The organism is Agrobacterium sp. A3-95 (assembly GCF_053521785.1).
On the sequence record NZ_JBNWDR010000001.1, the window covers coordinates 1,104,833 to 1,113,314 of the forward strand.

Consider the following 8,482-nt stretch of genomic DNA (forward strand, 5'->3'; position numbering starts at 1 on the left):
ACCCCGAAGCTTGTTCTGGAGGGGGCAGAAAAGGGCGCACGCAATTCATTTGCGTCATACACCTTCCTTCCGGACACCCCGCCCGTGGACGTTTTCGCTCAAGGCAGGTCTCCTGACTTGCGGGTCAAAACATCCATTCCCACCTTCCCGGAGCTTTTAGCGCCAGTGGCTCAAATCGGAACGATGCTCACCGCTTACAGTTGCGGGGGCAGTTTCGGCATTGCTTCACCATAATGGTGTTGCGCACCGAATTCCCGTCTTAGCTTCCGACGCTTGCGAATCGAAAGAACCTTGAACACCACATATAGTATATGAGGAATTTTTTTCGTCAATAATTAGACATGCGAAAGCCCCACCCTGTGGATCAAAAAGATTCAACACATGGTCAACAAAGGCTTAACGGTGAATGCTCGATGCCGCCTACGGACGGAAGCGGCGGGTTATTCCCAGATATCGATGCGAATATCGGCGGGGCGGGAGTTCTCAATCACCCGCTTTCCGTTGGGAAGATCATTTTCGAACAGTTTGGCGTGAATCTCGGTCGCATCGAGACCATAGCCCTGCCATCTATCCCGCAGGCGTTCCTCGAGCACCGCAACGGATGGGCCTACGAAGACGGTAAGATCGAAGCTGCCGGAAAGCTTCGTCCACGGCGCCTCGTTCAACAGCAGATAGTTGCCTTCGGCAAGGATCAAGCGTGTTTCTGGCGCGATGGCGCGAGCGGAGGCAATGGCTATTTCGCGGGAGCGGTCAAAAACCGGGACAAGAACTTCCTGCCCGCCCTGACGAACTGCGGAGACGATATCAAGAAAGCCGCGCACGTCGAAGGTCTCCGGTGCGCCTTTTCGCGGCAAGAGCCCCCGTTCTTCCAGAATACCGTTATCCATATGGAAGCCGTCCATGGGCAGGACAGCCGCGGCCTCGCCGCGCGCCACGAGGGCACCGCACAGGGCATCCGCCAGCGTGGATTTGCCGGCCCCAGGGGGACCGGCAATGGCAATGATAAAACGAGATTTATCCTCTGCCCGCCGAAGAACGTCTTCGACGATCGTTTCAAGCTTCAACGTCATGCGGCCAGCGTTTCCTTTGGCGCTTCCTTGGCGCCCGTCATGAAGGCGACGGCGTCGGACATGGTATAGTCCTTCGGATTGATGACGCATAAACGCTTGCCCAGCCGATGAATATGAATCCGGTCAGCAACCTCGAAAACATGCGGCATGTTGTGCGAGATGAGAACGATCGGTAGCCCTCGCGCGCGCACATCCAGAATAAGCTCAAGAACGCGGCGGCTTTCCTTGACGCCGAGCGCCGCCGTCGGTTCGTCAAGGATGACGACCTTGGAGCCGAAGGCGGCTGCACGCGCCACCGCAACACCCTGGCGCTGGCCGCCGGAGAGGGTTTCCACCGCCTGATTGATGTTCTGGATCGTCATCAGGCCGAGTTCAGAGAGTTTCTCACGGGCAAACTTTTCCATCGCCGGACGGTCCAGTGCCCTGAACAGGCTTCCCTGAATACCGGGTTTGCGGATTTCACGGCCGAGAAACATATTGTCGGCTATGGACAATGCGGGAGACAGCGCAAGGTTCTGATAAACGGTTTCGATACCAGCCTTGCGCGCCTCGATCGGCGAGCGGAACTGTACCGGCTTGCCTTCAAGCTTGATCTCCCCTTCATCGGGTGTCACCGCACCGGAAATCGCCTTGATGAGAGAGGATTTTCCAGCACCGTTATCACCGATGACGGCGAGGATTTCGCCCGGATAAAGGTCAAAATCGGCATTGTCGAGCGCAGTCACACGACCGTAGCGTTTAACGAGATTGCGTGCTGTGAGGATAGGTTCTTTTGCCATCAGCCTGCTACCTTTCTGATCCACTGGTCGATTGCGACAGCCAAGATGATAAGGACGCCGATCAACAGATAGGTCCATTGTGGGTCTGTTCCGATAAGTCGCAAGCCAAGAGAGAAGACACCGACGATGAGCGCGCCGAAGATCATGCCCATGATAGAGCCGCGTCCGCCAAACAGCGATATGCCGCCGATGACCACTGCGGTGATGGATTCGATGTTGGCGAACTGACCGGCGGTCGGCGATACCGAGCCGATGCGGCCGATGAGAGCCCAGCCCGCGAAGGCGCAGATAAGCCCGGAAAGTGTGTAGACAGTCGTCAGCATGCGCTTGACGTTAACGCCGGCAAGTTCGGCTGCGTCGGGATCATCACCCACTGCATAGAGATGTCGACCCCAGGCGGTGCGGTTCAGCACATACCAGAGCAGGGCAACCAGCAGAACCATCGCAATGACGCCATAGGTGAAGACGGCGCTGCCGATGCGGACATTGTTGCCGAAAAACTGGAGAATGGGCGCCTGTTGGACGATATCCTGTGAGCGGATCGTTTCGTTGGCCGAATAGAGGAAATTGGTGGCCAACACGATCTGCCACATGCCCAGTGTAACGATGAAGGGCGGCAGCCGCATGCGCGAAACCAGCACGCCATTGATAAAGCCACAAAATGCGCCGACTGCGAGACCGCAGATAATCGAGAGTTCGGCAGGCAAACCATAGCGGAACGTAAACTGTCCCATGACGACGGAGGACAGAACCATGATCGCACCGACCGAAAGATCGATACCCGCAGTCAGAATGACCAGCGACTGTGCCGCGCCGACGATGCCGACGATTGCCACCTGCTGAAGGATAAGGGTCAGCGAAAAGGCCGAGAAAAACTTGCCGCCCAGGGTCATGCCGAAGACAGCCAGCGACAACACCAGAACGATCAGCGGTACGGCCGCCGGGCTGGAATGCAGAAAGTGCTGGAATTTTTCAAGCAAACTCTTGTTGTGCGTATCGAAAGCAGCGACCTGGGTCGAACTTCCCGACAGCACTTTTTCAAATTCATTATGCGGTTGAGCCCGCACTGGCTGATCGCTCATGGATTTTCCTCCCGATCGCTCCATCGCATCAGCCCCGAACCCGGGATTATTTTCCAGAGGGGACAATGCGTAGATTCAAACTGTTGAGAAGCGTGCCTCAGTTACGTCCACGGACGCCGGGCGCGCTCGTTTGTTCCTGTCCGATCACCCAGATCGTTCTTTTAAACCATTCCGGTTCAAGGGCGGGGGCAAATTGCCCCCCGCCGATTTCAACGGTGAAGTATCAGCCCCAGCACTTCTTCAGGCCTTCCTTGGTGTCGATCGAATCGAGACCCTTGACCGGCTTGTCAGTTACCAGCGTTACGCCGGTGTCGAAGAAGTTCTTGCCTGCGGTCGGCTTCGGCTTTTCACCGGTGTCGGCAAACTTCTTGACGGCTTCCACGCCGAGTGCCGCCATCAGCAGCGGGTATTGCTGAGACGTTGCGCCGATCACGCCTTCCGCAACGTTCTTGACACCAGGGCAACCGCCATCGACTGAAACGATCAGAACATCCTTTTCGCGGCCGACGGCTTTCAGCGCTTCGTAAGCACCGGCAGCTGCAGGTTCGTTGATGGTGTGAACGACGTTGATGGTCGGATCCTTCTGCAGCAGATTTTCCATCGCAGAGCGGCCGCCTTCTTCGTTACCGTTGGTAACATCATGACCAACGATACGCTTGTCATCTTCATCACCAATCTTGTTGATGTCCTTCACGTCGATGCCGAAGCCCTTCATGAAGCCCTGGTTGCGCAAAACATCAACGGTTGGCTGGGAAGGCGTGAGGTTGAGGAAGGCGATTTTCGCGTCCTTGGCCTTGTCGCCGAGGGTGCCAGCAGCCCATTTGCCGATGAGCTCGCCGGCCAGAAGATTGTCGGTAGCGAAAGTGGAGTCAGCGGCATCAACGGGTTCGAGAGGTGTATCGAGGGCGATGACCAGAAGACCGGCATCGCGCGCCTTCTGCACGGCCGGAACGATGCCCTTGGTGTCCGATGCGGTAATCAGGATACCCTTGGAGCCATCGGCAATGCATGTCTCGATCGCGGCAACCTGACTTTCGGAATCGCCATCGATCTTGCCGGCATAGGACTTCAGCGTCACGCCAAGTTCTTTAGCCTTGGCGGTGGCGCCTTCCTTCATCTTGACGAAAAAGGGATTGGTGTCGGTTTTGGTAATCAGGCAAACCGAAGTATCGGCGGCGGACGCGACGGACGCGAAAGAAACGCCGAGCGCAAGCGCGCCCAGAAGAGCGGAAACAGTCGTCTTCATTGTAATCCTCCCATTGAATGTTTGAGTACCGTGACGGTTACCCGACGATCTCGTCTCCTCCGAGAACAGCGACCGTTGACACAGATGGAACCACCAAAGGAAACGGCTGTCAATAAATAAATCCGATTGAATTATTAATTCCGTATGGCATTCTAACAAGCGGCAGGGAGGAATATCGCCGCGTCGTTTAACGTTGCGATAGCAAGATTGCCATAAAGCCTGCATGTATCGGTCGCGGCGGATATGGCGGGCGGGAGGATGAAACTATGAGACAATCTGTCGAGACGGCGCCGCCCGCGCCGTCCACCAACATGGATATGAGCGGCGGCGCCAACCAGATCGGGGTGCGTGCCTATAACGAGCGGCTTGTGCTGTCGCTGGTTCGCCGCCACGGCGGCTTGTCGAAAGCCGAAATATCCAGGCTTTGCGGTCTCTCCGCGCAGACTGTCTCGGTCATCATGCGCTCGCTCGAAAGTGACGGTCTTCTTATTCGTGGCGAAAGACTGCGCGGCAAAGTCGGGCAGCCTTCGACGCCGATGCGCCTCAATCCCGATGCCGTCTTCTCGTTTGGCGTAAAAATCGGCCGTCGCAGCGTCGATCTGGTGCTGATGGATTTCGTCGGCCGGATCAAGCTGAAGCTCCGCAGAACTTACCCCTATCCTATGCCGGAATGGATTTTGCCATTCGTCATCGAGGGTATCACGGAACTCGAATCCAAGCTCTCTCCGGCCGAACGGCAAAAAATTGCCGGTGTCGGCATTGCCGCGCCGTTCGAATTGTGGAACTGGGCGCAGGAGGTGGGCGCACCGCAGAATGAGATGGAGCGCTGGCGCGACGTCGATATCCGTTCCGAAATTGCGGATGGCGTCAGCTATCCGGTTTTCCTGCAGAACGATGCGACCAGTGCCTGCGGTGCAGAACTGGTTTTTGGTGCAGGCCAGAACTACCCCGATTTTCTCTATATCTTCATCGGATCCTTCATCGGTGGCGGTGTCGTTTTAAACTCCGCACTGTTTTCCGGAAAGACGGGCACCGCCGGTGCAATCGGCCCCCTTCCGGTTCAGGGGCAGGACGGCAACACGGTCCAGCTTCTGAAAATCGCCTCCATCTTCGTTCTGGAAAACATGTTGCGCGAACGGGGTATCGATCCCCGTCCCCTGTGGTTCTCGCCGGATGAATGGATCGATTTCGGCGAGCCGCTGGAAAGCTGGATCGGAAAAACGGCCGCGGCCCTTGCGCAAGCCGTCATCGCTGCAGCCTCCATCATCGATTTTTCCAGCGTCATCATCGATGGCGGTTTTCCGGATTGGGTCAGAGCAAGAATAGTCTCCGCCACCCGTCTTGCCCTAAAACATCACGATCTTCAGGGTGTTACGCTCCCGGAAATCATCGAGGGAGCGGTCGGCAGCCAGGCCCGGGCTATCGGGGGAGCGAGCCTGCCCCTGTTTTCCCGTTATCTCATCGACCAGAATGTTCTGTTCAAGGACACGACAGGCTGAGGTTTCGGGCCCTGCCGAAATTTCCTGGCGGGACTCTTTGCCGGATTCAAATGGTCACTCGCTGGCGGCATGTTCCATGATCGCCGCCAGAAAAGCAGGGCCGTATCGTTCCAGCTTTGTGTCTCCCACTCCGGGTATCTGCGCCATTTCCCCCACAGAGGCCGGTCTTGATGCCGCAAGCTCAATGAGTGTCTTGTCGTGAAAAATCACATAGGGCGGAACGTTCTGTGCGCGGGCAATTTCCATGCGCTTCGCACGCAGCGCCTCGAAGAGACTGCGATCGGCCTCCGGTAGAACAATGGCGGTGGGCTTGCGATTCGTCTGTTGTCGCGCCGAACGGGGAGCGGTCGGTATCCTCAACATCAGGGACGGCTTTTCGCGCAGGAACCGCCTCCCTTCTTCGGAAATGGACAATCCCCCGTGACCGGCCAGATCAACCTCGATCAGGCGCAGCGCAACCATCTGGCGCAGGATGGCCCGCCAGGTGCGATTGTCGTGCTCTTTGCCGATGCCGTAGGTCGTGATCCGATCGTGACCAAAGCTCGATATCCGTTCATCTTCCATGCCCAGCAATACGCGGATGACATAGGCCTGGCCGAAACGTTCTCCCGTGCGGTAAATGCAGGACAGCAACTTCTGCGCCGCAATGGCACCATCAAACAGGTCCGGCGGTTCCGCACAGGTGTCGCAATTGCCGCAGGGCTCGCAATAGTCGCCGAAATAAGACAAAAGCACCCGCCGACGGCAACCGGCGGTTTCCGCGAGGCCAAGCAACGCATCGAGCTTCCGGCGCTCCATGTTTTTGCGCTGGTCGCCCGCATCCGACTCTTCGATAAAGCGGTTGCGCAATGCGATGTCTTCATAACCGTAAAGCATAAGCACGTCGGACGGCAGACCATCACGGCCGGCACGGCCGGTTTCCTGATAATAGGCTTCGATGCTGCTGGGCAGATCGATATGCACGACGAAGCGCACATCCGGTTTATCGATGCCCATACCGAAAGCCACGGTTGCAACCATGATTACAGCTTCACCATGCTGGAAGTGGGTCTGGTTCGCCTCGCGGGCGGCCTTGTCCATGCCGGCGTGATAGGGCAGCGCATCGCGCCCCTCCTCGCGCAGCCAGGCTGCCGTCTCATCGACCTTCCGTTTGGAAAGGCAATAGACGATGCCGCTTTCGTCCTCGCGACCCGTCAGGAAGCGCTTCAGCTGCGTACGTGGATTATCCTTTTCCATGATCGCATAGCGGATATTTGGCCGATCGAATCCGGCTATGAAGGCGTCGCTTCCGTTTATCCCGAGATGACCCAGAATTTCGGCGCGGGTTGGCTCGTCCGCAGTCGCCGTGAGCGCCATGCGTGGCGTCTCCGGAAAGCGCTCGATCAACGTGTCTAGCTGGCGGTACGGGGGGCGGAAATCGTGCCCCCACTGCGACAGGCAATGAGCTTCGTCGATGGCGATCAGCGACAGGCTGATAGGTTGAAGCGCATCCAGAACATCCGGCTTGAGAAGGGTCTCCGGCGCGGCATAGAGAATATCGACCTTGCCAGCCCGCATATCCTGCCAGAGTATCCGCCGCTGTTCTGGGGAAAGATCGGAGTTGAGAGCTTCTGCCCGCACACCTGCCTGACGCAAGGCGGCGACCTGATCGACCATCAGCGCGATCAGGGGCGAAACAACCAGCCCCATTCCCTTACGGGCGAGCGCCGGAATCTGGTAACAAAGCGACTTCCCGCCCCCTGTTGGCATCAACACAAATGCATTGTTGCCTGCCATCACATGCCGGATGATTTCGGCCTGCTGTCCACGAAACGTATCGTAGCCATAGACGGTCTTGAGAATCTGCAAGGGATCGGTGGTCACGTTGGCTTTCTTATGAGCTGGACGGTTTACGCATCATGGCCAAATCAGGGGCTATCGCAACGCAGAAAGGCTGAATCACTCCCATAAAAAAGAGCGCCAATTGTGGATGATGCGAACTTATATAGATTTGGAGATTATTTGAGGTATTTTGCAAAAGAAAACCCCGCAGCTTAAGCTACGGGTTTTTTGTGAATATGGTTGCGGGGGCAGGATTTGAACCTGCGGCCTTCAGGTTATGAGCCTGACGAGCTACCGGGCTGCTCCACCCCGCGTTACCAGCGTAAATCCCTATGGGATTTATCGCGACTGCATCACAGGGAAGCTGTGATGTATATTGCCGGAGCAAATTGCCGAAGGCGATTTGTCTCCTTTAAGGGACGCACCCTCATTGGGTGACCGATTTGTTTCGGCACATTGTGCGCTGGATTATTATAGCATAAAGGCCGCTTCAGCGGCCTTTTGATTAGGGCTTGAAGCCCTTTTTGTGACTGAGAAGATATTTGTTGCGTTTTGCAGACCTGGCAGCGACCTACTCTCCCGCGTCTTGAGACGGAGTACCATTGGCGCTGGGGCGTTTCACGGCCGTGTTCGGAATGGGAACGGGTGCAGCCGCCCCGCGATAACCACCAGGTCGGCAAAACGCAACACAGTTCATGTTTTCACATGAGTGTTGTTTCGAGAAGCTGGGAAGCTTGCGCTTCATTTAATTTAACACGTCTTTCTGCGACCCATCCCGTATGTTTGCCATACAGACCAGAGGTCGTCGCGCCCTGTGGCGCGGCCCGTCCGGAGCGCTATGCGCGTCAGGACAGAACAGATGATGCTCATCTTTGATGAGCATGAACAATGGGAACGAAGAAGTCGATCGAGCTATTAGTAACGGTAAGCTTCACATGTTGCCATGCTTCCACACCCGTCCTATCAACGTGGTCGTCTTCCACGG

General features: G+C 56.7%; 6 protein-coding genes, 1 tRNA gene, 2 rRNA genes and 1 riboswitch. Of the genes, 1 reads left to right on the top strand and 8 read right to left on the bottom strand.

Translation table 11 applies throughout. The features are described from left to right. Positions 1–85: 85 nt before the first annotated feature. Positions 86–309: riboswitch (cobalamin riboswitch) on the bottom strand. Positions 310–440: 131 nt separating this feature from the next. The 4 genes from ACQZ5Y_RS05495 to ACQZ5Y_RS05510 all read right to left on the bottom strand — a co-directional run bounded on the left by ACQZ5Y_RS05495 (position 441) and on the right by ACQZ5Y_RS05510 (position 4,177). Next, the gene (locus tag ACQZ5Y_RS05495) at positions 441–1,070 is read right to left on the bottom strand and encodes a nucleoside triphosphate hydrolase (RefSeq protein ID WP_174049096.1); all 630 of its coding nucleotides are present in this window, start codon (positions 1,068–1,070) and stop codon (positions 441–443) included. Beyond that, positions 1,067–1,849 carry an ATP-binding cassette domain-containing protein gene (locus ACQZ5Y_RS05500; protein WP_003514244.1) on the bottom strand — a complete coding sequence of 261 codons (783 nt, stop codon included), beginning with the start codon at positions 1,847–1,849 and terminating at the stop codon, positions 1,067–1,069. Before ACQZ5Y_RS05500 ends, ACQZ5Y_RS05495 begins: the two co-directional genes overlap by 4 nt. Beyond that, entirely contained in the window at positions 1,849–2,931 is a 1,083-nt protein-coding gene (locus ACQZ5Y_RS05505) for an ABC transporter permease (RefSeq protein ID WP_013635210.1), read from the bottom strand. The genes ACQZ5Y_RS05500 and ACQZ5Y_RS05505 overlap by 1 nt, the downstream gene beginning before the upstream one ends. 223 nt (positions 2,932–3,154) lie before the next feature. Next, positions 3,155–4,177, bottom strand: a complete 1,023-nt coding sequence (locus tag ACQZ5Y_RS05510; RefSeq protein WP_003514241.1) for a sugar ABC transporter substrate-binding protein — start codon at positions 4,175–4,177, stop codon at positions 3,155–3,157. A 266-nt stretch (positions 4,178–4,443) separates the two neighbouring features. Here ACQZ5Y_RS05510 and ACQZ5Y_RS05515 point away from each other — a divergent pair, with 266 nt between their 5' ends. Next, positions 4,444–5,676 (top strand): ROK family transcriptional regulator, encoded by a 1,233-nt coding sequence (locus ACQZ5Y_RS05515; protein ID WP_065661530.1) that lies wholly within the window; start codon positions 4,444–4,446, stop codon positions 5,674–5,676. A gap of 54 nt (positions 5,677–5,730) precedes the next feature. Here ACQZ5Y_RS05515 and recQ read toward each other — a convergent pair whose 3' ends face one another. The 4 genes from recQ to ACQZ5Y_RS05535 all read right to left on the bottom strand — a co-directional run. Further along, entirely contained in the window at positions 5,731–7,539 is a 1,809-nt protein-coding gene (gene recQ, locus ACQZ5Y_RS05520) for a DNA helicase RecQ (RefSeq protein ID WP_174049095.1), read from the bottom strand. Between the two features lie 195 nt (positions 7,540–7,734). Then, positions 7,735–7,811 (bottom strand) — tRNA-Met (locus ACQZ5Y_RS05525). 244 nt (positions 7,812–8,055) lie between these two features. Continuing rightward, positions 8,056–8,170 (bottom strand): 5S ribosomal RNA (gene rrf / locus ACQZ5Y_RS05530). A gap of 221 nt (positions 8,171–8,391) precedes the next feature. Then, a 23S ribosomal RNA gene (locus tag ACQZ5Y_RS05535) occupies positions 8,392–8,482 on the bottom strand; the annotation flags it as partial.

Excerpts from the sequence above, each read along its gene's own strand:
- ACQZ5Y_RS05500 (WP_003514244.1), bottom strand. The coding sequence starts at position 1,849 with ATGGCAAAAGAACCTATCCTCACAGCACGCAATCTCGTTAAACGCTAC.
- ACQZ5Y_RS05510 (WP_003514241.1), bottom strand. The coding sequence starts at position 4,177 with ATGAAGACGACTGTTTCCGCTCTTCTGGGCGCGCTTGCGCTCGGCGTT.
- ACQZ5Y_RS05515 (WP_065661530.1), top strand. The coding sequence starts at position 4,444 with ATGAGACAATCTGTCGAGACGGCGCCGCCCGCGCCGTCCACCAACATG.
- ACQZ5Y_RS05505 (WP_013635210.1), bottom strand. The coding sequence starts at position 2,931 with ATGAGCGATCAGCCAGTGCGGGCTCAACCGCATAATGAATTTGAAAAA.
- ACQZ5Y_RS05495 (WP_174049096.1), bottom strand. The coding sequence starts at position 1,070 with ATGACGTTGAAGCTTGAAACGATCGTCGAAGACGTTCTTCGGCGGGCA.